The 24,830-nt window shown below is 57.3% G+C and carries 23 protein-coding genes; 5 read left to right on the forward strand and 18 right to left on the reverse strand.

The features are described 5' to 3' along the window. Positions 1-88: 88 nt before the first annotated feature. Positions 89-499 (forward strand): YbhQ family protein, encoded by a 411-nt coding sequence (locus BN3796_RS11365; protein ID WP_061708437.1) that lies wholly within the window; start codon positions 89-91, stop codon positions 497-499. Here BN3796_RS11365 and BN3796_RS11370 read toward each other — a convergent pair. From BN3796_RS11370 to cecR, 5 genes are all read right to left on the reverse strand, one after another. Then, positions 461-1,567, reverse strand: a complete 1,107-nt coding sequence (locus BN3796_RS11370; RefSeq protein WP_061708438.1) for an ABC transporter permease — start codon at positions 1,565-1,567, stop codon at positions 461-463. The two genes, BN3796_RS11365 and BN3796_RS11370, sit on opposite strands and share 39 nt — an antisense overlap. Before the next feature lie 89 nt (positions 1,568-1,656). Next, positions 1,657-2,790, reverse strand: coding sequence for an ABC transporter permease (locus tag BN3796_RS11375; protein WP_061708439.1), 1,134 nt, complete (start codon positions 2,788-2,790; stop codon positions 1,657-1,659). After that, entirely contained in the window at positions 2,780-4,516 is a 1,737-nt protein-coding gene (locus BN3796_RS11380; RefSeq protein WP_061708440.1) for an ATP-binding cassette domain-containing protein, read from the reverse strand. Before BN3796_RS11380 ends, BN3796_RS11375 begins: the two co-directional genes overlap by 11 nt. Next, positions 4,509-5,501, reverse strand: coding sequence for a secretion protein HlyD (hlyD, locus tag BN3796_RS11385; RefSeq protein ID WP_061708441.1), 993 nt, complete (start codon positions 5,499-5,501; stop codon positions 4,509-4,511). Before hlyD ends, BN3796_RS11380 begins: the two co-directional genes overlap by 8 nt. Beyond that, a complete protein-coding gene (gene cecR, locus BN3796_RS11390) occupies positions 5,498-6,175 on the reverse strand; it encodes a transcriptional regulator CecR (RefSeq protein ID WP_061708442.1) in 678 nt (225 codons plus the stop codon). Before cecR ends, hlyD begins: the two co-directional genes overlap by 4 nt. A gap of 245 nt (positions 6,176-6,420) precedes the next feature. Between cecR and rhlE the strand changes: the two genes are divergently transcribed. Further along, positions 6,421-7,752: an ATP-dependent RNA helicase RhlE gene (rhlE, locus tag BN3796_RS11395; RefSeq protein WP_061708443.1), complete on the forward strand. Its 1,332-nt coding sequence runs from the start codon at positions 6,421-6,423 to the stop codon at positions 7,750-7,752. A gap of 97 nt (positions 7,753-7,849) precedes the next feature. Then, positions 7,850-10,027 carry an ATP-dependent DNA helicase DinG gene (dinG, locus tag BN3796_RS11400; protein WP_061708444.1) on the forward strand — a complete coding sequence of 726 codons (2,178 nt, stop codon included), beginning with the start codon at positions 7,850-7,852 and terminating at the stop codon, positions 10,025-10,027. Here the strand turns inward: dinG and BN3796_RS11405 are convergent. Genes BN3796_RS11405 through BN3796_RS11425 form a run of 5 tightly spaced genes read right to left on the reverse strand, consistent with a single transcriptional unit; the run spans position 10,014 to position 15,339 of the window. After that, the gene (locus BN3796_RS11405) at positions 10,014-10,511 is read right to left on the reverse strand and encodes a fimbrial protein (RefSeq protein ID WP_061708445.1); all 498 of its coding nucleotides are present in this window, start codon (positions 10,509-10,511) and stop codon (positions 10,014-10,016) included. The genes dinG and BN3796_RS11405 overlap by 14 nt on opposite strands. Beyond that, on the reverse strand, positions 10,508-11,494 hold the full coding sequence (locus BN3796_RS11410; protein ID WP_061708446.1) for a fimbrial protein: 987 nt from the start codon (positions 11,492-11,494) through the stop codon (positions 10,508-10,510). Before BN3796_RS11410 ends, BN3796_RS11405 begins: the two co-directional genes overlap by 4 nt. Before the next feature lie 17 nt (positions 11,495-11,511). Then, positions 11,512-14,049 (reverse strand): fimbria/pilus outer membrane usher protein, encoded by a 2,538-nt coding sequence (locus tag BN3796_RS11415; protein WP_073885176.1) that lies wholly within the window; start codon positions 14,047-14,049, stop codon positions 11,512-11,514. Positions 14,050-14,080: 31 nt separating this feature from the next. Continuing rightward, positions 14,081-14,755: a fimbrial biogenesis chaperone gene (locus BN3796_RS11420; protein WP_061708447.1), complete on the reverse strand. Its 675-nt coding sequence runs from the start codon at positions 14,753-14,755 to the stop codon at positions 14,081-14,083. Between the two features lie 47 nt (positions 14,756-14,802). Beyond that, the gene (locus BN3796_RS11425) at positions 14,803-15,339 is read right to left on the reverse strand and encodes a fimbrial protein (protein ID WP_061708448.1); all 537 of its coding nucleotides are present in this window, start codon (positions 15,337-15,339) and stop codon (positions 14,803-14,805) included. 261 nt (positions 15,340-15,600) lie between these two features. On the opposite strand from BN3796_RS11425, the gene ybiB reads away from it, so the two are divergent. Then, positions 15,601-16,563, forward strand: a complete 963-nt coding sequence (ybiB, locus tag BN3796_RS11430) for a DNA-binding protein YbiB (RefSeq protein ID WP_061708449.1) — start codon at positions 15,601-15,603, stop codon at positions 16,561-16,563. Between the two features lie 105 nt (positions 16,564-16,668). On the opposite strand, the gene ybiJ is transcribed toward ybiB, so the two are convergent. From ybiJ to mcbA, 3 genes are all read right to left on the reverse strand, one after another. Then, a complete protein-coding gene (gene ybiJ / locus BN3796_RS11435) occupies positions 16,669-16,929 on the reverse strand; it encodes a DUF1471 family protein YbiJ (RefSeq protein ID WP_061708450.1) in 261 nt (86 codons plus the stop codon). Between the two features lie 284 nt (positions 16,930-17,213). Then, positions 17,214-17,480 (reverse strand): DksA/TraR family C4-type zinc finger protein, encoded by a 267-nt coding sequence (locus BN3796_RS11440; protein WP_061708451.1) that lies wholly within the window; start codon positions 17,478-17,480, stop codon positions 17,214-17,216. A gap of 108 nt (positions 17,481-17,588) precedes the next feature. Further along, entirely contained in the window at positions 17,589-17,852 is a 264-nt protein-coding gene (gene mcbA / locus BN3796_RS11445; RefSeq protein WP_061708452.1) for a DUF1471 family periplasmic protein McbA, read from the reverse strand. 241 nt (positions 17,853-18,093) lie between these two features. On the opposite strand from mcbA, the gene rlmF reads away from it, so the two are divergent. Then, positions 18,094-19,008, forward strand: a complete 915-nt coding sequence (gene rlmF, locus BN3796_RS11455) for a 23S rRNA (adenine(1618)-N(6))-methyltransferase RlmF (RefSeq protein WP_061708454.1) — start codon at positions 18,094-18,096, stop codon at positions 19,006-19,008. A 4-nt stretch (positions 19,009-19,012) separates the two neighbouring features. On the opposite strand, the gene ybiO is transcribed toward rlmF, so the two are convergent. The 5 genes from ybiO to glnP form a co-directional block, all read right to left on the reverse strand. Continuing rightward, on the reverse strand, positions 19,013-21,220 hold the full coding sequence (gene ybiO / locus BN3796_RS11460) for a mechanosensitive channel protein (RefSeq protein WP_061708455.1): 2,208 nt from the start codon (positions 21,218-21,220) through the stop codon (positions 19,013-19,015). 157 nt (positions 21,221-21,377) lie between these two features. Further along, positions 21,378-22,340 (reverse strand): adenine-specific methyltransferase EcoRI family protein, encoded by a 963-nt coding sequence (locus BN3796_RS11465; protein WP_061708456.1) that lies wholly within the window; start codon positions 22,338-22,340, stop codon positions 21,378-21,380. Between the two features lie 45 nt (positions 22,341-22,385). Next, positions 22,386-23,222 (reverse strand): EcoRI family type II restriction endonuclease, encoded by an 837-nt coding sequence (locus tag BN3796_RS11470; RefSeq protein ID WP_061708457.1) that lies wholly within the window; start codon positions 23,220-23,222, stop codon positions 22,386-22,388. A gap of 185 nt (positions 23,223-23,407) precedes the next feature. Continuing rightward, on the reverse strand, positions 23,408-24,130 hold the full coding sequence (glnQ, locus tag BN3796_RS11475; RefSeq protein ID WP_061708458.1) for a glutamine ABC transporter ATP-binding protein GlnQ: 723 nt from the start codon (positions 24,128-24,130) through the stop codon (positions 23,408-23,410). Continuing rightward, positions 24,127-24,786 (reverse strand): glutamine ABC transporter permease GlnP, encoded by a 660-nt coding sequence (gene glnP / locus BN3796_RS11480; protein WP_061708459.1) that lies wholly within the window; start codon positions 24,784-24,786, stop codon positions 24,127-24,129. Before glnP ends, glnQ begins: the two co-directional genes overlap by 4 nt. Between the last annotated feature and the right edge of the window lie 44 nt (positions 24,787-24,830).

Raw genomic sequence — 24,830 nt, forward strand, 5'->3', positions numbered from 1 at the left:
GTCGTCACAAAAAGATGCGGCGTTACGGAATTTTCCGTAAAGTGCGGTAGTCTGAAAATGCAGAGAAAAATCCTTCAGGAGAAAAGCCATGAAGTGGCAACAACGTGTTCGTGTCGCAACGGGGTTAAGTTGCTGGCAGATTATGTTGCATTTACTGGTCGTGGCCGTACTGGTGATGGGCTGGCTGAGCGGCGCGCTGGTGCGTGTTGGTCTGGGGCTATGCGTCCTCTATGGCGTAACGGTGGTGCTGATGCTCTTTTTACAGCGTCACCATGAGGAGCGCTGGCGTGAGGTGGGTGATTTCCTCGAAGAGCTCACCACCACATGGTACTTTGGCGCGGCGATGATTGTGCTGTGGCTGCTGTCGCGCGTGCTGCAAAACAACCTGCTGCTGGCCCTGGCGGGGCTGGCCATTCTCGCAGGGCCAGCCGTGGTCTCGTTACTGACCCGTGAGAAAAAGCTAGGCGATATTCCGCCGGAACATCGCATACGCCACTGAGCCTGTCGTGGCCGCGATGACCAGTAGCGGCCACAAACTTCCCCACACTATATCCAGACTCGCATCCTTCAAATAGATCTGCTTGGTGATATCGGTAAAGTGGCGGATGGGGTTTATCCAGGTGATATTCTGCAGCCAGACCGGCATATTCTCCACCGGCGAGACATACCCCGAGAGCAAAATCGCCGGCATCATAAAGACAAAGACGCCGATAAAGGCCTGCTGCTGTGTGGAGCAGAGGGCAGAGATCAGCAGACCAAACCCCACCAGCGATAACCCGTAGATCAGCATCGTAAAGTAAAACAGCCCCAGCGACCCGGCAAAGGGGATCTGGTAGGCCCAGATACCGACGGCCAGCACCACGCTCGCCTGAAAGGTCGCGACAATGAGTGCGGGCACCGCTTTACCGACAAAAATCTGCCAGGTGGTCAGCGGCGAGACCAGCAACTGATCGAGCGTGCCCTGTTCGCGCTCGCGCGCCACCGAGAGGGAGGTGACGATCATCACCCCGATGGTTGTGATCATGGCGATCAGCGACGGGACCACAAACCACTTATAGTCGAGGTTCGGGTTGTACCAGTTGCGTACCACCAGTTCGCTGTTGTTTGGCTTCGCTTTGCCGGTCATTAGCTCCTGCTGGTAATTTTTAACCACCTGCTGAAGATAGTTGGCGGCAATCTGCGCGCTGTTGGAGTTACGCCCGTCGAGAATCAGCTGCATCGGCGCGGGCTGGAAGGTATCCAGATTACGCGAAAAATCGGCGGGGAAGCGCACCAGCAGCAGCGCTTTTTGCGTGTCGATAGTCGGCTGAATCTCCTGCGGGCTGTTCAGCAGCAGAACGTGGGTGAACGCTTTGGCGCGGGCGAAGCGCTGGGTCAGCTCCACGGAATGTTTACCGTTGTCTTCGTTATAAACGGCGATGGTGGCGTTGGTCACCTCAAGCGTCGCCGCAAAGGGAAAAAGCACAACCTGAATCAGCACCGGCAAAATCAGAATGGCGCGCGTCTGCGGTTCGCGCAGCAGCGACTGTAGCTCTTTGCGGATCAATGTCCATAGACGGTGAAACATAGTCACTCCTTAAAACGCCAGGCGGCACTGCGTTTGCCCGGCCTGCAAGAACCGCTGGCCTGATAAGCGCAGCGCCATCAGGCAAAAATTTAATCCAGCCGACGTTTGGTTTTCATCCACGTCAGGCCAATAAACATCACCGCCGAGGCGATCAAAAAGAGAATGTTGATCGTCAGCACCACCGGGATATTCCCTGCCAGGAAGAGGCTTTGCAGGGTGCTGGAAAAATAGCGTGCCGGGATGATGTAAGTCACCGCGCGGATCGCCGCCGGCATACTGTCTATCTGAAAAATAAAGCCGGAGAGCATCACCGAGGGCAGAAACGCCGCGTTGAGCGCAACCTGCGCGGCATTGAACTGGTTACGGGTGATGGTGGAAATCAGCAGGCCCATCCCCAGCGTACTGAGCAGAAAGAGGCTGGTGATCAGAAAAAGCAACAGCAGCGAGCCGCGGTAGGGGACGTCGAGAATAAAGACGGAAACCAGCATACAGAGCAGCATCGCCAGCATGCCGAGAAAATAGTAGGGGATAAGCTTGCAGAGCAGCAGCTCGACGCGGGTCACCTCGGTGGAGAGCAGCGCCTCCATGGTGCCGCGCTCCCACTCGCGGGCGATCACCAGCGAGGTGAGGATAGCGCCAATGACCGTCATAATAATGGTCACGGCGCCGGGAATAATAAAGTGCTGGCTGATGGCGGCGGGGTTGAACCAGTAGCGGGTCTGCACGTCGATAAGCGGCGTCATGCTCTCGCCCCGATCCTCCGCCCGCTGCATCTGCCAGAGCTGCCAGATCCCCTCCACGTAGCCCTGCACAAAGTTCGCGGTATTCGGCTCGCTGCCGTCAGTAATGACCTGTATGGGCGCTTTGCTGTCGTCCCGGGCCATGCTGGCGGCAAAATCCACCGGGATCACCACCAGCCCGCGAATACGCCCCGCCTGCATCTTCTGAATCAGCGCCTGGCGATTATCGCTGATGGTGGCGTCAATATAGGGCGAGCCGGTCATGGCGTGGGTAAAATCGAGCGCCTCTTTACTCTGCTGCTCCAGCAGAATACCCACCCGCAGCTTGCTGGAGTCGAGGTTGATGCCATAGCCGAAGATAAAGAGCAGCAGCAGGGGGATCACTACCGCGATCAGCCAGCTGCTGGGGTCGCGCACAATCTGCCGCGTCTCCTTCAGGCAAAGGGCGCGCACCCGCCGCCAGGATAGTCCGTTAGCGCTCATGACCATTCTCCTTATCCCAGTCGTGAATCAGGGTAATGAAGGCCTGCTCCATGGTCGGATCGGGCATACTTTCGTCAGCGGCCTGCGCTTTTAAATCATCCGGTGTGCCGTGGGCGATAAGCTTGCCGCGATAGACCAGCCCGATACGATCGCAATACTCCGCCTCGTCCATAAAGTGGGTGGTGACCATCACGGTCACCCCTTTCTCCACCATGCTGTTGATATGCAGCCAGAACTCGCGGCGGGTGAGGGGATCGACGCCGGAGGTTGGCTCGTCGAGGAAGAGAATATCGGGTTCATGCATCAGCGCGCAGGCCAGCGCCAGGCGTTGCTTAAAGCCGAGCGGCAGCGCGTCGGTCGGCTGGGAGGCGATGCTGTGAAGGCCAAACGCCTCGCTCATACGGTCGATTTTCTCTTTTTGCGCCCGCCCGCGCAGGCCATAGACGCCGGAGAAAAAGCGCAGGTTTTGTTCGACCGTCAGGTTGCCGTAGAGGGAAAATTTTTGCGCCATGTAGCCCAGATGCTGGCGCGCTTTGCCGGAGCTGACCTTCAGATCCATATCCAGCACCAGCGCCTTGCCGGAGGTGGGCACCAGCAGGCCGCACATCATTTTAAAGGTGGTGGATTTGCCCGCGCCGTTTGGTCCCAGCAATCCGAAAATCTCCCCGCGTTTCACCGCGAAATTGACGTTGTCGGTGGCGGCAAAGTCGCCGAACTTTTTGGTGAGCGATTTCGCCTCGATCACCGTTTCGCCGGGCGTCCCTTCCACCGTATGCAGTATCGCCCCCAGGGGAGACTCCTGCGCCCCGGCGCCGCCCAGCAGATCGATAAAAGCATCCTCAAAGCGCGGGGCTGTCTCCTCCATAACGATGTCGGGCATACCTTCGGCGCGTTGGATCTGGTCGGGCGTGGCTGCCTTGCGCAGGATCAGGCGCACCGAGCGGCCCTGTATCATGCCGTCGCTCGCCTGCGGCAGTTTAAGCACCTGCTGGAGCAGGCGACGGTTGTTCTCCTGCGGGCTGTGCAGTAAAAAGCTGCGCCCGGCCATGCTCCGGGTAAGCGTTTTCGGTTCGCCCTGGTAGAGCAGCTCCCCTTCGTTCATCAGCAGCACGTCGCGGCACTGTTCCGCCTCATCGAGATAGGAGGTGCTCCAGAGGATCAACATGCCGTCGCCCGCCAGCTCATGCACCATCTGCCACAGCTCGCGGCGTGAGATGGGGTCGACGCCAACGCCCGGTTCATCCAGCAATAGCACTTTCGGCTCGCCCACCAGGGTACAGGCCAGCCCCAGCTTTTGCTTCATCCCCCCGGAGAGCTTGCCCGCCAGCCGGTCGGTAAAGGGGCCCAGCGCGGTAAAGTCCAGCAGCCGGGCGAAGGTTTTTTGTCGCGCTTCCCCGGTGACGCTGCGCAGATCGGCGTAGAGGTTAAGGTTCTCCATCACCGTTAAATCTTCATAAAGGCCAAACTTCTGCGGCATATAGCCCAGCAGGGCATGGAGGGCGCGGTCATTCTCGATGGGATCGAGTCCCACCACCCGGGCGCTGCCCGCGTCGGGCTTTAGCAGCCCGGCCAGCATCCGCATCAGGGTAGTTTTTCCCGCGCCGTCCGGGCCAACCAGCCCGGTCACATAGCCGCTGCGGATGGTGCAGGTGAGCGGCGCCACGGCGGGTTTCTCCATCCCGTCGAAGCGTTTGACCAGGCCCGCAAGCTCAATGGTCTCACTCATCGCGCGGTCCGTCGTTAAACTGGATTGTCACCGGCATCCCCTGGCGCAGCGCGTCATCGGCATCGGTCACGATAATGCGCAGGCGATAGACCAGATCGGTTCGCAGATCCGGCGTCTCCACGGTTTTCGGCGTAAACTCCGCCGTCGGCGAGACGAAGCCAACCTTGCCGTGATAAGGCTTATCCGGGCGACCGTCGGTATAGAGCAGCATCTCGCTGCCCGGTTTCGCCCGGCCCAGATTGGGCTCATCAATATAGGCGCGTACCCACACCGGGCGCGTCAGCGAGAGGGTGAGTACGGTGCTGCCCGCGTTCAGCATGCTGCCCGGCTCCACGGCACGGGTCAGGATGGTCCCGGCGGAGGGGGAGACCAGCGTGGTGTCATGCAGATCCAGCTCGGCCTGCGCCAGCTGCGCCTGCGCCTGTTCAAGCGAGGCCTGCGCCTGGGCGATATCCTGCGGGCGGTTACCGGTGCGGTACTGGCTCAGCTTATCCTGCGCTGATTTCAGGGTCGCCTGCGCCTGATCGCGCGACGAGCGAGCGTTTTCCAGATCGTTGGCGGAGATAGTGCGGCTTTTCCACAGCCCCTGCTGGCGGGCATAGAAGTTCTGCGCATAGTCTGCAGCGGCTTTCGCCTGTCTGACTGCCGCTTCCGCCTGGGCGATCTCCTCGTCGCGATAACCCGCCTGCATAAGATCGTATTGCGCCTGGGCCACTGCCACGCTCGCTTTGGCCTGCATCAGGGCATTTTTGTAGGGAGCCTGATCCAGCGCGCCGACCACCTGCCCGGGCTTCACCGCATCCCCTTCATCCACGGTCAGCGACGCCAGCCGACCGCCGACGCGAAAGCTCATATTGACCGTGCGGATATCGACGTTGCCGTAAAGAGTCAGACCGCTCTCCTGCCGCCCCTCGTACCACAGCCAGCCGCCGATCGCGACGGCCACCACAACAGCCGCCAGCAGGGCGGCGACGGGTTTTTTCATGGCTCCATACTCCTTTGCGTTAAACCGTTGAGGATCAGATCGATATGGCAGGTAATGATCTGACTTATCTGCGTGGTTTTATCATCATCAAATTTTGCCCAGCCGGTGCGCAGCAGAATGGTCTCCCGCCCAAGGCGAAACGCGAGCACCTCCCCCAGCAGGGCGTGGGTATGCAGAATGGTCTCCGTGTCGCTGGCATCGCGCCCGGTATAGGCCGCCACCAGCCGCGTGAGGTGCCGGTGCATGGGGGCAATAACCCGGTCATGCACCCGCTGACAGGCGGCGGTGGGGGAGAGCTGTTCGCGGGAGATAAATTTGCTCAGGCTCAGCGTGTCGTCCCGGGTCAAAAGCTGAATGATGCTGGTGCAGGCGCAGAGGATAAGCTGACGGATGGCCGCCCGATCCGGCGTGGCACTACTCAGCAGCGCCTCGGCGTGTTTGACATGGGTTGCAAAACGGGAGCCGATAAAATCGGCAATCCAGTCGGCGCAGGCGAGGTACAGCTCCTCTTTAGAGCCAAAATAGTAGGGGATGGCGGCGATATTCTGTCCCGCCTGGGCGGCGATATCGCGGGTGGTGGCGTGCAGCCCATACTCGCCAAACTGCGCCAGCGCGGCGGCGATAAGCTGACTTTTAGCCTGTTCGCCTTTGGAGGTGGTGGGCGTCGTACTCATGGCATCACCAAAAATTAATCAATCGATTGATTGAGATTATGCCGCTTTTTTGCCCTTGTCCAGCAGGCGCAGCAAATGGGGGCGTGATGAAATATTCTGAAAGACGGATACGAGGGGATATTTTATGCGCCACGTCACAAAAGCTGCTACACTCCGCTGCTTCGCGACATTGTGGTTTTTGTCCTTTTATCTGTCACTATCTCCCTGAAAACTACACCTCACGGTCGGGGCGGTTCGGAGTTGTTATGTCTTTTGATGCCCTTGGCCTAAATCCGGAGATCCTGCGCGCCGTTGCGGAGCAGGGCTACCGCGAACCTACCCCTATTCAGCAGCAGGCGATTCCTGCCGTGCTGGAAGGGCGCGACCTGATGGCGAGCGCCCAGACTGGCACCGGTAAAACCGCCGGTTTTACCCTGCCGCTGCTGCAGCGTCTTGTAGAGAATCAGCCGCACGCGAAGGGCCGTCGCCCGGTTCGCGCGCTGATCCTCACCCCAACCCGCGAACTGGCGGCCCAGGTGGGTGAAAACGTGCGGGAGTACAGCCGCTACCTGAATATTCGCTCGCTGGTGGTTTTTGGCGGCGTAAGCATTAACCCGCAGATGATGAAGCTGCGCGGCGGCGTTGACGTGCTGGTGGCGACCCCAGGACGCCTGCTCGATCTGGAACATCAGAACGCGGTTAAACTCGATCAGATTGAAGTGCTGGTGCTGGACGAAGCGGATCGCATGCTCGATATGGGCTTTATCCATGATATCCGCCGCGTGCTGGCGAAGCTGCCGCCGCGCCGTCAGAACCTCCTCTTCTCCGCGACCTTCTCGGACGACATCAAAGCGCTTGCTGAAAAGCTGCTGCATAATCCGCTGGAAATCGAAGTGGCGCGTCGTAACACCGCTTCTGAGCAGGTGACGCAGCACGTGCATTTTGTCGACAAGAAACGCAAACGCGAGCTGCTGTCGCAGATGATTGGTCAGGGGAACTGGCAGCAGGTGCTGGTCTTTACCCGTACCAAGCATGGCGCCAACCATCTGGCGGAACAGCTGAACAAAGATGGCATCCGTAGCGCCGCTATCCACGGTAACAAGAGCCAGGGGGCGCGTACCCGGGCGCTGGCCGATTTTAAATCGGGCGAAATCCGCGTGCTGGTGGCGACCGATATCGCCGCTCGCGGCCTGGATATCGAAGAGCTGCCGCATGTGGTCAACTATGAGCTGCCGAACGTGCCGGAAGATTATGTCCACCGCATCGGGCGTACCGGCCGCGCGGCGGCCACCGGCGAGGCGCTCTCTCTGGTCTGCGTGGATGAACACAAGCTGCTGCGCGACATCGAGCGCCTCCTGAAAAAAGAGATCCCGCGTATCGCCATTCCGGGCTACGAGGTGGATCCTTCCATCAAGGCGGAGCCGATTCAGAATGGTCGTCAGCAGCGCGGCGGCGGCGGTGGTGGACGTGGGCAGCAACAGCCGCGTCGTCAGAACAGCGGCGCGCCGAAGGCCAAACAGCAGGGGGCAGGCGAAGGAAAACCGGCGGGTGAGAAACCGCGCCGTCGCCGTCCGCGTAAGCCTGCTGGCGCGCAGTAATCCGGAAGCCTGGCCGCAAAGCCAGGCTTTTCTTTTTGCGGCGGGCGAATGAACGTGCCACAATAGTGGCTGTTTATACAGTATTTTCAGGTTTATGATGGCTTTGACCGCCGCGCTGAAAGCGCAAATCGGCGCATGGTATAAGGCGCTACAGCAGCAGATCCCCGACTTTATCCCCCGAGCTCCGCAGCGGCAGATGATTGCCGACGTGGCGAAAACGCTCGCCGGTGACGAAGGGCGGCATCTGGCCATCGAAGCGCCGACCGGCGTCGGGAAAACTCTCTCCTATCTTCTCCCCGGCATCGCGATTGCCCGCGAGGAGCAAAAAACGCTGGTGGTCAGTACCGCCAACGTCGCGCTTCAGGATCAGATTTTCAGCAAAGATCTGCCGCTGCTGCGCAAAATCATCCCCGATCTGCGCTTTACCGCCGCCTTTGGCCGCGGGCGTTACGTCTGCCCGCGTAACCTGGCGGCGCTCGCCAGCAGCGAGCCTGACCAGCAGGATCTGCTGGCCTTTCTCGACGACACGCTGGCCCCGAACAATAAAGCCGAGCAGGAGCAGTGCGCAAAGCTTAAGGCCTCGCTCGATGGCTACAAATGGGACGGCCTGCGCGACCACACCGATCAGGCGATTGGCGACGACCTCTGGCGGCGGCTGAGTACCGACAAGGCGGGCTGCCTGAACCGCAACTGCCACTATTACCGCGAATGCCCCTTTTTTGTCGCCCGCCGGGAGATCCAGGAGGCGGAGGTGGTGGTGGCGAACCATGCGCTGGTGATGGCGGCGCTGGAGAGCGAGGCGGTCCTGCCGGAGCCGAAAAACCTGCTGCTGGTGCTGGATGAGGGCCATCACCTGCCGGACGTGGCGCGCGATGCGCTTGAGATGAGCGCGGAAATCACCGCCCCGTGGTTCAGGCTCCAGCTCGATCTCTTTACAAAGCTTGTCGCCACCTGCATGGAGCAGTTCCGCCCGAAAACCATTCCACCGCTGGCAATACCGGAGCGGCTCAGCGATCATTGCGAGGAGGTCTATACCCTTATCGCTTCGCTGAATAACATCCTCAATCTCTATCTGCCCGCCACCCAGGAGGCGGAACATCGCTTTGCGATGGGGGTGCTACCGGAAGAGATCATGGAGATCTGTCGCGAGCTGGCGAAGCACATTGAGAAGCTGCGCGGCCTGGCGGAACTCTTCTTAAACGATCTCAGCGAAAAGACCGGTACTCATGACGTGGTGCGCCTGCATCGCGTGCTGCTGCAGATGAACCGCGCGCTCGGCATGTTTGAGGGGCAGAGCAAGCTGTGGCGGCTGGCCTCCATGGAGCAGGCCTCCGGCGCGCCCGTCACCAAATGGGCGACCCGCGAGGTACGGGAAGGGCAGGCACATCTCTTCTTCCATTGCGTCGGTATCCGCGTCAGCGACCAGCTGGAGAAGCTTATCTGGCGCAGCGTTCCGCATGTGGTCGTCACCTCTGCCACCCTGCGCTCGCTGAACAGCTTTTCGCGTCTGCAGGAGATGAGCGGACTTAAAGAGAAAGCGGGCGATCGGTTTGTGGCGCTCGACTCCCCCTTCAACCACTGTGAGCAGGGCAAGCTCATCATTCCGCAGATGCGCTATGAGCCGCTGATAAGCAATGAAGAGGAGCATATTGCGGAGATGGCCGCCTGGTTTCGCGAGCAGGTGGAGAGTAAAAAGCATGCCGGCATGCTGGTGCTCTTTGCCAGCCAGCGGGCGATGCAGCTCTTCTTAAGCTACGTGCCCGATCTGCGCCTGCTGCTGCTGGTGCAGGGCGATCAGCCGCGCTACCGGCTGGTGGAACTGCACCGCAAGCGTATCGACGCCGGCGAGCGCAGCGTGCTGGTGGGGCTACAGTCCTTTGCCGAAGGGCTGGATTTGAAAGGCGATTACCTCACGCAGGTGCATATCCATAAGATCGCGTTTCCGCCCATCGACAGCCCGGTGGTGCTCACCGAAGGCGAGTGGCTCAAAAGCCTTAACCGCTACCCCTTTGAGGTACAGAGCCTGCCCGCCGCCTCCTTTAACCTGATTCAGCAGGTCGGGCGACTGATTCGCAGCCACAGCTGCTGGGGCGAGGTGGTGATTTATGACAGGCGATTGCTCACCAAAAGCTACGGCCAGCGACTGCTGGCGGCGCTGCCGGTCTTTCCTGTTGAACAGCCGGAGGTGCCGGAGGCAAAAAAACGCCCGGCCAAAAAAACGACCGGGCGGCGCAAAAACTTTCCTGCTAAAAGGTGCACATCTACTGGTAAATAAAGGTCACCTGCACCACGCTGCTGAAGCTGCCGGCGCGAACCGGTGTGTCGGTGGCGTAGTAACGGGCCGCCAGCGGAAAATCGACGTTGCCGCTCTGGTTAACCAGCGCGTTAAAGCTGGCCTGCGGCGCGATAAGGATATCGTCCGTTCTGTCCGCCAGCTCCAGCGCCAGCCCTTGCGCGCTGCCGGTATTGGCGAATTTGGTGGGATGTTCGCTATCCGGCTGGCCGTTAAAGGTGGCGGTGACCAGCGTGGTGGTAGGCGGGCATTTCGAGAGCGTCAAATCAAACGCCTTCCAGCTTCCCGTATCGCCCACATCCTTAAAGTCACTGGCGACCGCCTGGCCGAGATCGACCGTCAGGTTCTGGCTGGCGCTATCCACCGAACAGGTATTGGCTAAAATATTGCCCCGGATCTGGACTGCGACGCTGTCGGCATGCGCCTGCGTCGCCAGCAGCAGCGCCAGCAGATAGATCTTTCTCATTTATACCCCAGCGTAATCGTGGCGATGGTATTGGCGGCGCCTGGCGTCACCTGCGGGCCGGTCTGCTCGTAGCTGACCTGGAAAGGGATCGCGAGCGTTTCGTTCGCCTGCGCCATCCGGGAGGTATTGCGGTAAGTTTCAAAGGTGGCGGGCTGTCCTTCAACCAACATTTTCACCCCTACGCCGGTGGCGACACCCTCCTCCTGCGTCAGCTTAATCACGCCGGGAAACTGCGTTTCATAACCGTTGGCGCTGGCGATCATCACCTGCGGCTGTACCGTATTGTTGCAGTTTACGTTCACATCGAACGTCTTTGGCGTGGTTTCACTTCCCGTTCCGCTAAAGGCGCTGAGGGGAAAATTGCCCAGCGTAACGGTGAGGCTCTCAGGTGAAACGGAGCAGGTCACCGGGTTAAAATTGATATTTCCCGCGTAGGAGACGGTGTTCGGGCTGCCGATACCGTCATTACCATAGACGCCAATACCAAATTTGGTCTGGTCCTGCGCCAGCATTCCCGACTGCACCGCTTCGCTGGTTTTGACCAGCTCCAGCATGACGCTGAAATCAAAGGTCATTAACCCGTCGTTTGATATATAACCAATGGGTGTACTTCGGGAGTCGCAGGCGGTCTTGCCGCCGCCGGTGATCCGCTCGCCTTGCGCATTCCTTAACGCTACGCCGATCCCCGGCACGCCGGAGTCATACACCCCGGGCAGCCCCGGAATTTCCGCGCCGTTGCCGTAGTAACAGGCGATAATCTCCATGCCGCTCTCATAAGGATGATTGCAGCTGCCCGCGACATGAACATGCTGTTCGGAGCCGGGAATGGTTGCGCCAACCGCAAGGGTTGTGGAGACCGACACCGACGCCACGTTGATAAGCTTCGGCATATCCGGGGTACTGCAGGTCGCCCTGGCATGCGGCATAAAGAGCGCCGCTAACGCCAGGGACAGAAGAAGAAGAGAGGATTTTACAATCTGCATAGGTGGTTTCCAGGTAATCAGCGGCACCGGGCGGCGGCGCTGGTGATGGTGGATTTATCGGGCTCGTCCGCCAGCTCGTAGTGCGCGACGCACTGCTCGCCTGCCTGTTGCCCCCAGGAGAGGGTTAGTGTGCCGCGACGGGAGAGGCCGGAGAGATAGGTCTGCCCGTCATTGCCCACAATAAATTCGCCCTCGCGATCGTCGGTGGTGACGGTGGCGCCAAAAGGTAACGGTTTGCCGTTTCGCGTCAGGGTCATCAACACTCGACGCCCTGTGTGGGTGGTAAAGGTGGCGCGCACCACCGCGCCCCGCGTCGGCGTGACGATGCGGGCGGCCTGGGGCACATCGGCGTCATCGGGTAACGTTTCGGTATCCAGCGCGATGGTGTTATGGCGCCAGGCGGTGACAAAGGGGACCGCGGTATAGCCCCGAAAATCGGTTTTGACACCGGTCTGGTTAGTAATGTGCGTACCATAGGCGCCCGGCGCTTTGACCAGGACGACGGTCTCCCCCAGCGGTTGGGTAAAGGTGACGCCGTCGGCATGGGCGATCACGCCCCCCTGCAGGCCAAGGTTAAGGGTGCGCTGATGTTTATCCTCGCTCAGCCCGCCGCTGATTTCGCCATAGGTCGCTTTATAATCGGCATTCATGCTGCTGTTGCTGCCGCTGCCGGTCGTACTGAACCCCTGCTGAAGGTTCCAGCTGAGATTGTTATCCTCCAGGGCGGTGCCGTTCAGGCCGACGGTTTGCGTGGTGCCATCCTTGCTGTTATTCAGGTTCCAGGTCGCCCAGGTGTTATGCATCCAGCGATCCAGCGGAACGGAGAGACTGAGCGCGAACTGATTGTCGTGGGTGGAGGCATTCTCCTCGTCGTTAGCCGTGTTTTGATTCTTGCTGTAGCTAAGGCTGTAGGTGATACCGTGCCAGCTGTTGTTGTAGCTGAGGTTCAGGGAGGTCATTGACTGGCTCTGGCTCCAGTAGCGCTCTTTCACCAGGCTCAGCGTCACGAAGCCCCAGCCGTCGCCCAGCGTCTGGTCAATGGTGGCTTCGGTACGGGCGCGGCGCTGCTGCGGCGTATTCTCCTCATCCGAGCGCGTCCACGACTCCAGCGTATCCTCCATGGTGTAAAAGCCTTTGCTGTTATAGCGATAGCCCGCCAGGGAAAAGTTGGTGCCCGTTGCCGGGAAATCTTTACTGTAACGCACGCGCCAGGCGTTACCCTTGCTGGTTTTCCGCTGTTTGAGCAACGCTTTCGCGCGGGTGACATCGAGGGAAAAAGCTCCCAAATCGCCGATATTTTTACCTGTACCGATGGCCAGAGAGCGGTAACGACGGCTTTGCTGCGTTCCGCCATAGAGCGTGAATCCCCGCGGGAGGCCATAGATAGCGCTCCCCTGGGTGAAGGGGGTTTTATCGACATTATGGTTGTATGAGCGATAGCGTCCCGCCGTCAGGCTATAGCGTAAATGTTTCTCGCGCTGCAACACCGGCACGGAAGCGTAGGGCACGACAAAGTGCTGCTCGCTGCCGTCGGTCTCCTGAACGGTAACCTGGAGATCGCCGCTGCTGCCGGTGGGGTAGAGATCGGTTATCTCAAAAGGGCCGGGAGCGACCTTGTTCTGGTAGATGATGTAGCCATTCTGGCGCACCACCACCTGCGCGTTGCTGTGCGCCGCCCCGCGGATCGCCGGGGCGTAACCCTTCTCGCTGTCCGGCAACATATCGCTGTCGGAATTAATCTGCATGCCGGTATAGGGGACGCTGTCAAACACATCGGCGGGGGAGCTGCTCTGCCCGACCGTGAAATCGCTCTTTAGCGCCACCAGATCGCGCCGGGCGTAGGTATAGACGGAGGAGAAATTCTGCTGGACGTGGCTGCCCGTTTTGTCGCGATTCCAGGTGGAGTAGTTACGGATGCGCCATGCCCCTACGTTAAAGCCGGGGCGCAGGTTAACGTACTGACTGCTGCTGTTCTGCTCATTCGGCAGGCGGGCGTCGTTCTGACTGGCGGTGGCGCTGTAGTTCAGCAGGCCCGCCGTGATCCCTTCATCATACTCCCGGGGGTCGATATAGCCGCGCGGAGTGTGGCCCAGCGCCACCTGCGGAAGGGTCATTCGCAGCTGCTGATGGCTGACGCGAAACGTCGCCGAGGCGGAGGGAATGGCCTGCAAATCGGCGCACTGCCCGTGCGCCATCAACCCGGGGTAGTTCCTGGTCTTAATCCCCAGGCTGTGAAGATCCTGCTCACTGAAGCAGGGCTGTAGCGTAGTCTGGCCCTGCGCGCCGGTTTGCAGCTTAAAATCGACCTCCCGGGTAGCCACCTTCTGGTTATTGATTAAAATAGTTACCTGGTAGCGGCCGGGCGCCTGCCCGGGGCCTTTTTCATACAGCGACAGATCGGTTTTTTGCTGCGAGGGGTTATCCAGATCCAGCAGCGCCGGGTTGAAATAGTCCTGCGCCTGCACCGGCGCGCAGAGGCACACCGCTGTCGCCCAGAGACTAAAGCTCAGCAGAGCGAAGCCGCGGCGTAAGAGAGAGGGGGATCCGCCTCGCATCATCCTGTTCAACCACCCGTGCGCCACAGGATCAGCCTACCGGCGCGGTCCAGGTTTTACTGACGCTGCCGTAGTCGTTAATCACCGACCAGGCAACGCGATGACCGTTAACGCCCGCAGGCAGGGCAAACCGGGTTTGCTTTTTGGGTTCAGCCCAGGTGGCTTTTAACACTTTCTGGCCGTTAAGGGTGACGCTCTGAAAGTTCATGTAGTAAGGGGTGGGGTTATCCACCACCAGCTCCTGGCCTTCGCGGCGCCACGTCAGCTTATCGGCTACCTCTTCCGGTTTACCCCTGAGCGCGGCAGGGCGGTAAATTAACTTGATGCGGGTATTCACCGCAATCTGCAGCGTATTCACCCCCTCCATTTTCTTCGAGGAGGGAATGGATTTAATATTGAGCCAGTAAAGGGATTCGCGATCTTCAGGTAAATTTCCGCCTGTGCGAACGACGCGCAGCACGTTATCTTCTTTTGCATCCAGACGAAACAGCGGCGGCGTAATGAGAAACGGCGGCTTATTCGGGTTATTGCGCCCGGCGTCGGTCCAGGACTGCACCAGATAATCGATATTGTCTGGATTTGTCAGGCCGACAGAGGACTCTTTTTTACTTCCCTGATAGATAAGCCGGGTGCCGTTAATAATTACGCCCGCATGTGCGGTAGCGGCAATGAATAAAAGGGAGCTAAGTAGATAACCGTGACGCATAAAATTTCTCAATATAATATGGAGAGCACAGCGCTCTCCGTAGAGGGTCAGTTATAAATAACGGTGAAAGTGGAAACGGAATTAGCCGGGCCAGCCGTAACGGCGGCTTTGGTCTGGATATATCGGGCGCCAAAATCCAGAGCGTTTACCGTAGTCCCGGAGGTCAGCGGATAGGCTTTGGACGGCGTAAAGAGGCTGATCGGCTGCGCGGCAGAGTCAACCAGCTGGATAGCGACCCCTGTCGCAGCACCCGTGCCCGGCGTGAGCGCCAGCGCCGCGTTATTATCACTGTCCGGCGTACCGCCAAAATTAATTGACGCCGAGGTGACGGTCTGCGGACAATTAGTCAGACTGATAGTAAATTTCGTTAAAGTACTGGCGGAGCCAGCGCCGGTAAAAACGGTCTTAGAAACTTTACCTAATGCGACATTGAGCGGACTGCCTAAATCGTTTACAACCTGACAGGCGGAATCGATGATCTCACCCGTAAAATTAATTTGGCCTTCGCCATTAGTGGCCGCGAAAACGGATGCTGAACATCCCAACGCCACAGCAGTAAATAAACCTAACGTTACCTTGTTCATAATCACTCCTGGAATTAACCCAAAAGTCAGCCAGACTTCGGGAAGAGATAACTCATTGCGGGCGGTTATTTAAACAGAATGCAGAAAGGCGAAAAGCTGTTGCGGGCATTACAATTAATTAAATAAACGCTTGTAAAAAAATTTAATCAATAAAAACAGCAGATTAAAAAACAACCTGTTTTGAGGAGAAGGCGACAAAAAAGCTCGACCTGGCTTTCTTCACCGTTATAGTGGTAGCAACATGTCGCAAGGAGAAATGTCGTGGATTATCGCAAGATTATTAAAGAGGTGGGACGCGGCAAAAATCATGCCCGCGACCTAGATCAGGAGACCGCCCGGGCGCTCTACACCCGCATGCTGAACGGCGAAGTACCTGACCTGGAGATGGGCGCTATCCTGATCGCGCTACGGATTAAAGGGGAAGGGGAAGCCGAGATGCATGGCTTTTACGAGGCGATGCAGGCGCAGACTCTCCGCCTGACGCCGCCGGTGACGAAACCGATGCCCATCGTTATCCCGAGCTATAACGGCGCGCGCAAGCAGGCGAACCTGACGCCGCTGCTGGCGATCCTGCTGCATAAGCTCGGTTTTCCGGTGGTGGTGCACGGCGTTAGTGAAGATCCGACCCGCGTGCTGACGGAAACCATTTTTGAGCTGCTGGGCATTCAGGCCACCCGCCATGCGGGCCAGGCGCAGGCAAAGCTCGACGGCCATCAGCCGGTCTTTATTCCAGTCAGCGCCCTTTGTCCGCCGCTGGAGAAACAGCTGGCGATGCGCTGGCGTATGGGAGTACGTAACAGTGCCCATACCCTGGCCAAGCTGGCGACACCCTTTGAAGAGGGGGCCGCGCTGCGCCTCTCCAGCGTTTCGCACCCTGAATATGTCACTCGCGTAGCCAACTTTTTTGCGAAAACCGGTGGACGCGGGCTGCTGATGCACGGCACCGAAGGGGAGGTTTATGCCAACCCGCAACGCTGCCCGCAGCTGACGCTTATCGATCCTGCCGGCACGCGCGTACTGCTGGAGCGGGGAGAAGAGGAGAGCGACGTTCAGCTTGCGCAGGCGAAAGATCCGCAGACTACCGCCCGCTGGATTGAACAGTGTCTCGCCGGTAATGTGCCGGTGCCTGCCGCCATTAAGTTACAGATGGCCTGCTGCCTGGTGGCGACGGGGGAAGAACAGAGCGTGGAGGCCGGGTTACAGCGTATCGGGCAATGGTTTTAGCCAAAAAAAAGCCCGTCCATTCCGGGACGGGCAAACAAGGGTAATAAAGGGTCAATCAGGGTTGGAGCAGCTTGCCTGAGGGGCAAGATAGGGTCAGGGTCGCGGTTATTTGTAGATCACCGCGGTACCGCTAAGTTTGTTCTGGCCATTGGCGGAGGTGATGGAGTAACCGCTGGCGCCTGCCGCTTCGGCTTTAGCGGCCAGTCGCGCTTCCAGACCATCCAGCGTGGAGGCGCCATCTGCGCTGACTACGCCAATTTTATTCATGTTCTGCGCCTGTGCTGGCGTAACGGGCTCTGCAGCAAAAGCGCCAAAAGAGAGAGCGGTAAGAGCAGCAGCGGCAACAGCATATTTGATGGTTTTCATAGCTTTTATCTCGCAGGTTATTCCATTAAGGGGACGTTTTACCGTCGATGTGATAAGTATCACGTTTTTTCTTGAAAGATAAAATCGAAGAGAATTGACGTCATCACTCAAAAAAACTGAATGACATATAAGCCACTGAAAAATTAAGGATTAAGCGACAGCGTTTACGCTTTTTTTCGCTTCGCTTTACGAAGCGGCAGGGAAGGGCACAATCTGCCAAACGCAGCGCTCAATTTCGTGAGGGTAAAGTTACCGCAGGAGGAGAACAAAAATGTCAGCCAGCGTCAGCGAAGCTGGCTGTCTTTAGAGCCTCTGCGGTTATAGCCGGTGAACGCGGCGTGATGCGCATCTCTCTCCTGCTGGCAGGCGAGGCATAGCCGCACCCCGGGCACCGCCTTGCGTCGGGCCTCCGGGATCGGTTCTCCACACTCCTCGCACTCGTGCAGGCTTTCGCCCCGGGGCAGCTCCCGGCGCGCGCGGGCGACCGCATCTTCAATGGTGCTGTTGATCTGTTCATTGACGGCGTCATCATTGGCCCAGCCGGATGCCATAGCGCTCTCCTGATTAACGGAAGTTTTCAGAGTAAATATGGGGTCAAAAAGCGTACAGTCAAGGCGGGGAGGGAAAACTGCATCCGCCGGGCGGATGCAGTGACAGCGTTATTTATAGATGGTAGCGGTGCCGTACATATGGTTATCGCCCCCGGCAGAGTCAACCACAAAACCTTTGGCTCCTTCCTGACGGGCTTTTTCCGCCAGCTTATCCTGTAAATCGTCCAGGTTTCTCGCCCCGCTCGCGGAGACGGTTCCCGCAGGGTGTAGCTGGCTCATATCAGACTGGCTCAGTGTGTTAACCGCCTGGGCGGAAAAGGTGGCGGCAGCCAGCGTTCCGGCTGCGATAAATAGCGTCAGCATTCTTTTCATCATGACTTCCTCTACATGGCAACGGGTGATTCACGCTAAGTGTAGAAGCTGTCAGGGTGTGATTTGCCGCAAAAATTTGACGATCTGCTGCTCATTTTTTGAACGATATAAATTGACAATCGGCTGACAAATCATGGAGATACAGGTCACTGATTTTTCGCCTTTTCCTGGCCCATCAACAGAGTTATTTACCGTCGCGCCGGCAAACGGTATCTTACGCCGCTGTTGAAAGGAGAATACCATGACTGCCCAAAAGCCGGGATTGCACCCGCGTAACCGCCACCGCAGCCGCTATGATATGGCCGCGCTCTGTCAGAGTAGCCCGCAACTGGCCGCCTTTATTGTCCAGACCCCCGCGGGTGAACCCTCGGTTAACTTTGCCGATCCTCTGGCGGTAAAGGCGTTAAATAAAGCGCTGCTGGCCCACTATTATGGCGTGGCGCAATGGGATATTCCCGAGGGCTTCCTCTGCCCGCCCGTACCGGGGCGCGCTGATTATATTCATCATCTCGCGGATCTGCTGGCGGAGGATCGTGACGGCGCGGTACCGACGCAGGCGACCGTTCTGGACGTGGGCACTGGCGCCAATCTTATCTATCCGCTGATTGGCGTGGCCGAATATGGCTGGCGTTTTACCGGCAGCGAAATCGACGCGCAGGCCTTCGCCAGCGCCCAGGCGATTATTAACGCCAACCCTGGCCTGAGCCGCGCCATCCGCCTGCGCAGGCAGAAATCACCGTCCGCCATTCTCGACGGGGTGATCCACAAGAACGAGCAATATGACGCCACCCTCTGTAACCCGCCGTTTCACGACTCCGCTGAGGCGGCCCGGGCGGGAAGCGAGCGCAAACGCCGCAACCTGGGGCTGACGCAAGAGGCGGGGCTTAACTTTGGCGGTCAGCAGCGGGAGCTGTGGTGCGAAGGGGGCGAGGTGGCGTTTATCAAAACGATGATTGCCGAGAGCAAAGGGTTCGCCCGCCAGGTGAAATGGTTCACCTCGCTGGTGTCGCGCGGGGATAACCTGCCGCTTCTCTACCGCGCGCTGAGCGAGGCGGGTGCGGTGAAGGTGGTTAAAAAAGAGATGGCCCAGGGACAAAAGCAGAGCCGCTTTATCGCCTGGACCTTTATGACCGACAGCCAGCGCCGTCGCGGGTAATGCCCTACAGCGTCGGCTCCTGAGCCGGCGCCTGGGGCGGCTCAGGCGGCAACAGCTGATAAAGCTGGACCGGCGCACGGATATGGGCGAGGTCGAAATGTTTTTTCACCATGCTGTCCAGCGCAAAGCGGACCGTCCACTGCTTCAGCGGCTGGGTGGTAAAAGTTACACGCAGGGTGAAGGCGGTATTGGTCAGCCCGACGATGCCGGTGAAGGTCGGCTCGCCGATCACCAGCCCGCGAATATCCTCCATGCTCATCAGCTCCTCCACGGCATCCTTCAGCGCCTGCTTCGCCCTCTCCGCATCTTCATGGCGATCGACATCGTAGTTGGCCACTATTGAGCCGATGCCGCGCACAAAGTTTGCGAAGGTGGTGATCGAGGACCAGGGAATAATATGGTACGCGCCGGTATCCTGGCGCACGCCGACGGAGCGAATCGACATTCGCTCAACCGTCCCGGTCAGCGGGCCGATAGTCACCAGATCGCCGGTGTTCATCCCGTTTTCAAACTGGATAAAGATGCCGGTAATAATATCCTTCACCAGCGTCTGCGCACCGAACGAAATGGCCAGCCCCAGGGCGCCTGCCCCCGCCAGCAGCGGCGCGATATTCACCCCTATCTCCGAAAGCACGGTCATGATGGTAATGGTGCTGATGATCACCGCCAGGGCGTTGCGAAATAGCGTCAGCAGCGTGCGGGCGCGGGCGCTGGGCAGCGGGCGACCATGCACGTCGGAGACCAGCCGGTTCTCTATCAGGCTCGCCAGCACTGTCCAGCCGATGGCGGAAAAGAAGAGAATAAGCGCGATGCGAATTAAAATATCGACCGTTTTCTCCCCCGCGCCATTGTGTAGCCAGTTCCAGAAATCGAACAGTCCCCAGGCGTTCAGCAGCAGCAGGATCGCCACGCAGACGGTGAGAATACGCGCCACCTTCAGCGACACGGAAATCCAGCCGTTTACCCGCTTTTGCAGTTCAGGATAGTTACGCTGCACGTGCGGCGACAGGGTGATGGTTTTTGAAAGCCAGCGCGAGAGCAGCCCCGACACAAAGGCAGCGATACCGATAATCGCCAGGCTGCGCACCGTTGCCCCCATCATAAACTTCAGGCTGTTGCCCGGATCGAAAAGAGAGAAGAAGAAGAGCACGATGAAATAGGCGCAGGCGAGCCAGTGCCATACCAGCGCAAAGGCGCGGATAAAGAGGCTAAAGAAGGCCAGCGAACGGTCGGCAAGGGCGAGCAGATGCTCGGTGATCGTTTTTTTATTGTGGAAAATCAGATAGAGCGCCCAGACCGTAATAAAGAGCATGATAATAACGTTGGCCAGCGCGCCTATCTGCACATTGACCTGGTTGGAGATAATCGGCACCGCCACCAGCAGCCCGTAACCGATCAGGCTGCTGAGGGCGCTGAGGCGCAATGCCCAGTATTTTGCCTGGCCATCGGTGATGGCAAAAGGGCGAAGCTGCGGCGCGTGCGGGCAGAAGATCAGGCGCAGTATCGCCTTGAAAAATTCGATCAGGGCGAATGCGTTGAGGAAAAGCCCCTGCTGGAACGCGATGGTTTTATTACCGGCGTGAAGCCTGTCGCTCAGCATCTGACCGATAAAGAGCGTCACGGCCAGGAGCGCTAAATCGATGATAAAGGCGCTGATAATCATCAGCGGCAGATGAAGCCAGCTGCCCCGGTCGCGGTTTTTGCGCCGTCCCCAGTCGCCCATTTTGCGATAGAGCGGCCAGACGCAGAGCCGCGCCAGCCAGTAAAAGCCAAAAACCAGTCCGGCGAGGATCAGAAAATGGGTGGCGGCGTTGCTGAAGGTCTGCGGGTTAAAGGGTTTATGCGGCGAGCCGATCAGGTTGCGGTAAAGCTGCGCCAGCCGGTCGCTAAAGGCTTCGCCATAGTGGCGGCCAATATCGGTGACATTTTCCAGCACGGTCTTTTCGTCCGCTTCCTCCACCGGCGCGACGGTCGGCACCGGCTGTTCCGGCGGCGTGGCGGCCACGGCCCGCAGCTGGTCGATAAGCTCTTTGCGGGAGGTCTCGTTTTCCAGCACATCCGCCAGCGCCGCGTAGGCCGCTTTCTTCTCTTCGGCGTCAGGCTCGGGGGGCGGGGTAGAGGAGGTAGTGGCCGCAGGGGTAATACCCGGGATAGTCACCGCCTGCGCGGGGGCGCAGAAGAGACAAAAAAATAACAGCAGGATCCACGGCACGGCTTCCTCCGATGAATAAGTGGCGCAAAAAGATAAGTATAGATGGCGGGACGGAGCGGGAGATTTTTAGGACAATTTCTGTGAAAAAGCTGGGTAGAAACGTTCCTCCCCGCGGGGCGGGGAGGAACGATCCTGCGCATAATGGTCTGAGGAAGGTTTACTGTAATCGTTTGTTTTTTATAAGTATTCTGAAATATGGGCATTTACCGTTAATAGCTAAATCCTTTTCATCATTCCCTTTACGGAATTTGATGATTTCAAATTGGTCCGGGTTAAATTTATGTAAAAAGGTAATTGGAACTCCCATTACCCCTTTATAGTCCAGGGGGATGTCCTTTGTTTTATTAACATTGATCGCATCGTAGTTATCGTATTTCGGGTAACTCGCTTCATTGCCAGCATATTTTTTTGTGAGGACAATATCTTCATGGCGAATAAAGGTATCTAAGTTAGTTAGCCACAGACAGTTATTTGGCGATACGATTCTGTTGCCCTGTTCATCAATTCTTGCCTCGGTTCCGTATAATTCATAATGCTGTGGAACAATGAAGCCAGAGACTCCTCTGCCGAGGTTAATGCCGAGCCAGACCTTATTCTCCTTAATAAGGTTAAAGACTTCTTTATAGGTTATGGCGTTTACGTTTGCGATGACCAAGAATTTTTTATCATATCTGATTAGCTGGTCAAGATACTCTCTGAACAATGAAAAGGGGGGATTGGTTACCACAATGTCTGATTGTTTTAGCAGTTCAATGCTCTCAGCGCTACGGAAGTCCCCATCCCCCTCTAACGGAATGATGTCAAGCTTTTCCGGACGTTCGCCAATATACTCACAGAAAAAGCCGCGCTCTTCACCCGCATTGTTAAAGAGATCGTCAGTTTGTTCTCTGTAGCAAGAGGTGATTATTTTTTTAAGGCCCAACGATTCAAAGTTGTTCGAAAAATAGGTAAAGAAATTACTGACCCGTGGGTCATCGCAATTACAGAAAACAACCTGATTAGCAAAATGTGAGCGGTAGTATTGCAACTCACTTTCGATATCACAGAGTTGCGTATAAAACTCGTCGCTTTTAGATTTTTTTGCTTTCTGCAAGAGTTTGTTGGTTGCTTTTCTGGCCATAAAAATCCAAACTAAACCTTATATATCAAAAGATTAAATTAAAAATTACTTTTTAGACGTAAGCTGATCAAATAAATCACGCCCTAGCACCCTGAGGGAAGAGGTAGAGACTTCCATCATGATATTGAACATGATTTCCGCATCCCATTTCTCTCCCTTCCCCTGGGTATAGATCGACGCTGCCTGAAGCATAATATTTTTATCTTTATGCTTCACAAACCGGTTTACGCACAGGTTGCTGTTAATGGGCAACCCGTAGTTAGCGGCTGTTAATCTGTCCAGTCGGTTTAACATTCCTGAGTTATGCGCAAGCGTTACCTCTCTGTCATCCGGCCTTTTTATGACAAGCGTTTCTGTCAGAAAATTAGAGCCTTCCAGAAAGAGGATGTAAGGAAAATGGCTTTCAGAGAGCATCAGGTTGGCGATTTCCGAGATATTTTTATGCGATCGCTCAATGGCATTACCGGCCGCCATTAAATCCTGGGTGCTGGTTTTACCAACCAATAACCCTTTTTTGATATTCATGACATCTTTGCCCTGATGCTTTGCCTCCGTGACAAGGACGATTCGCCATTCACCATGATCATCCTGCACTTCGACAATCCCGCCATCAGGTTTAATGCTGGAGTTTGAAACAAAAAGCGTCTGGCCCAACTCCGGATCAACTTTTTTTAGCGCCTCGTTAATCTCTTCTTTGGTTATTTTTTCGCGGAATCTGAAAGATAACTGAGGATACTCCTCTTCAAGCGCCAGTTTTACCAGTTTTGAAACCGCACCAACGGCAAGATCGTGAGACCTGGCAATATCGCCAAATATACCCACTACGCCCTGAGATAATTTATGCTGGTCTGTTAACCGGGTTGATTGATTTTTGTTAGACATAAATTTTAGTTTCTCTACTCAGCAAGATAAAATTCAGACGCAATCCTAGACTAATACAGAGGTGTTGGGAAATGATTTTCCAGCTCATCCTGAACGCGGCAATCGTACCCGCAACCGCTGGAAATAAACAGGCCAGAGCTGGTCGATTACCGGCTCTGGCCCGTGTCGGTACATGTGAATAACGGTCAGGCGACGTGCTGCAGAAACTCCTGCAGACGCTGGCTGGGCGGATTTTCAATCAGCGCCTGTGGATTGCCATCCTCGGCGATACGCCCCTTGTCGATAAAAATCAGGCGGGAGGCGACCTTCTCGGCGAAGCCGATCTCATGGGTCACGATGACCATGGTCATCCCCTCTTCGGCCAGGTCCTGCATTACCTTCAGCACTTCGTGACGCAGCTCCGGGTCGAGGGCGGAGGTGGGCTCATCAAAGAGCATCATCTTTGGCTTCACCGCCAGCGCCCGGGCAATCGCTACGCGCTGCTGCTGGCCGCCGGAGAGCTCCGACGGATAGTGGTGGGCGCGCTCGGCAAGACCGACCTTCGCCAGCAGCGCTTTGGCAAGGGTTTCAGCCGCCGTTTTGCTCGCGCCGCGCACGCGCAGCGGGCCAAACATCACGTTTTCCAGCGCCGTCAGGTGCGGGAAGAGGTAGAACTGCTGGAACACCATCCCCGCCTCCTGGCGGATGAGGCGCTCGTCCACCTTCGGGTCATTTACCTTCAGGCCATCAACAATCAGATCGCCGCTGGTGATCTCCTCCAGCTTGTTGATGCAGCGCAGCAGGGTCGATTTACCCGAGCCGGATGGCCCGATAATCACCACCACTTCGCCCTGTTTAATGTTCAGATCGATATTATGCAGCACCTGGGTCTGGCCAAAGTGCTTGGAGACGTTTTTAAATTCAATCACAGGATTTTCATCCTTCTTTCAAGACGACGCAAAACAAAGCTCAGTACCAGCGTGATAATCAGGTAGACCACCGCCACGGCGCTCCAGATCTCCAGCGCGCGGAAGTTTCCGGCAATGATCTCCTGGCCCTGACGGGTCAGCTCCGCCACGCCGATAACGATAAAGAGCGAGGTATCTTTAATACTGATGATCCACTGGTTACCCAGCGGCGGCAGCATACGGCGCAGCGCCAGGGGAAGGATCACGTGGCGAATGGTTTCGCGGCGGGATAACCCCAGCGCGAGGCCCGCTTCGCTAAAGCCTTTATGAATCGACAGCACCGCGCCGCGGGTGATCTCGGCGATGTAGGCGCCGGAGTTGATCATAATTGTCACTACCGCGGCGGTGAACGGGTCGATGCGCAGATCGGAAAAGGCCATCGGCAGGGCGAAGTAGATAAACATCACCTGCACGACGATAGGGGTGCCGCGGATAATTTCGATAAAGACCAGCGCGATATGGTTTGCGAGCCAGCCGCCGTAGGTGCGGGCGAAACCGGCCACCAGGCCGATAATCAACCCGCCAATCAGACCGAGGACCGAAATCCAGAGGGTCATTTTGGCGCCTTCAAGCAAAAGGGGAATGGCGGGCCAGATGGCGCTCCAGTCAAACTGCATGATGTGTTCCTGTTACCGTGGTGAAGAAGAAAAACGTAGGCCCG

The organism is Pseudenterobacter timonensis (genome assembly GCF_900021175.1).
Lineage (GTDB): Bacteria > Pseudomonadota > Gammaproteobacteria > Enterobacterales > Enterobacteriaceae > Enterobacter > Enterobacter timonensis.